At 50.5% G+C, this 1,522-nt stretch carries 2 protein-coding genes; both read right to left on the bottom strand.

Annotated features, from left to right (window positions below; translation table 11 throughout):
- Positions 1 to 199 precede the first annotated feature (199 nt).
- Positions 200 to 340 (bottom strand): protease FtsH-inhibitory lysogeny factor CIII, encoded by a 141-nt coding sequence (locus tag GSQ70_RS08985; protein ID WP_158782210.1) that lies wholly within the window; start codon positions 338 to 340, stop codon positions 200 to 202.
- Between the two features lie 648 nt (positions 341 to 988).
- The coding region (locus GSQ70_RS08980) for a pentapeptide repeat-containing protein (protein WP_370521051.1) at positions 989 to 1,522 on the bottom strand (534 nt) is incomplete at its 5' end.

The following is a 1,522-nucleotide window of genomic DNA, read 5'->3' as shown; positions in this document are numbered from 1 at the left end:
CTCTACCAGTTGGCGAATCTGCTCGTGTTCTGCCTCTCCAAATCCTTTGATGATGGCTTCGATTTCCTGCCTGTCTTTGAATATCAGCTTCATTGCATAGCCCTCCGGAGTAATCGCATTGCCATTGCCCACATAGGGCCGTCGCCTGTTAATTGCGCCAGCCTGCAAAGCTCCTGTGCGCGATAGAAGTAGCGAGCGTTCATAGTGGATTGCCTCTCTGATTAAGCGTGTCGATAAGTGAACGCCAGCCAGAGCGGAGGCGGCGGGTGATAACATCAAGAAGTGATTCGGTTAGCAGAGCGGCGTCCACGACAGACCCGCCCGCGATTGCAAGATTCATCGTGGACTCCGTTATTTATCCGAAAAAAAAGACTTGTTAGGTGAAAGGTGTTAGGGTGGTTGCTCTTAAATCAAAAAAAGTAGGCTTTTATCTTAAATTTTAAACTCCAATGTCCCTCATGTTTCAGCATCCAATATCGCTTTTCACATCTGGACATCACAAACAAAAATCCCTATGGTGCAAAATGCATCTTCTGTAAATCCATTATGAAGACAAGTGCTTAAAGAGCTGATTTATGCTGGATGAATTCAGTTAACCACCATCATCCAAGCTTATTAAATAACGACATTTCACAACACAGCGCTCAATGTTATGAGCGCTATCCGCTCTTTGCCGAAATAGCTCATGGGATTACCTGAATAATGGGGTGGGGTTATAAGGCAGTCAGTTATTCTGCCCATCGTATTCCCATTGCTGCCTCGGGAATGCCTGACCACCTGTTTCTTTACTCATTTCCCCTCCAGATAATGTTTCCTGACCGCTGAAGACAGCTGGCCCCGATTTACTGTTTCGCCGACGCTATGTGTAACGCCGAGATTTTCAGGCTTCAGGCGGTAGAGATAACCGCAAGCCATCTTCACTACGCGGCGGTTTTCGCCATTTACCTGAATCATATTTTTCCCCGGTGATGGGCAATAAAAAAGGCCGCTATTCTGCGACCTCTTCAATATATTCTTTGCTGGTAATCCAGTCTGGCCTTTCCCCTTTGCCGACGTGAAAATCTATAATATCCAAAAGTCGAGGGTAGAATTTCAGCGCCTTTCTCCCATCCATTTCCGCTATTTCCCGCTTGCTGAACTGTCGCCATTGCTCAATTGTGTGATTCTGGCAACCCGCCTTAACGTATTCTCCGCTCGTGATTTGTACATAGTAGGTGTAACCCATAATCACGAAGGTGTGATCCGGCAGGTCGGCATCGCGCAGGTCGGCACCGAACAGGTTGGCACCGCACAGGTTGGCACCGAACAGGTTGGCATCGCGCAGGTTGGCACCGCGCAGGTCGGCATCGCGCAGGTCGGCACCGAACAGGTCGGCACCGCACAGGTTGGCACCGCGCAGGTCGGCACCGCACAGGTCGGCACCGCACAGGTCGGCACCGCACAGGTCGGCATCGCACAGGTTGGCACCGAACAGGTTGGCACCGAACAGGTTGGCATCGCGCAGGTCGGCACCGAACAGGTT

It is taken from the genome of Pantoea sp. BAV 3049 (genome assembly GCF_009765445.1).
GTDB lineage: Bacteria > Pseudomonadota > Gammaproteobacteria > Enterobacterales > Enterobacteriaceae > Erwinia.
This window is presented reverse-complemented; position numbering and strand designations above follow the sequence as displayed.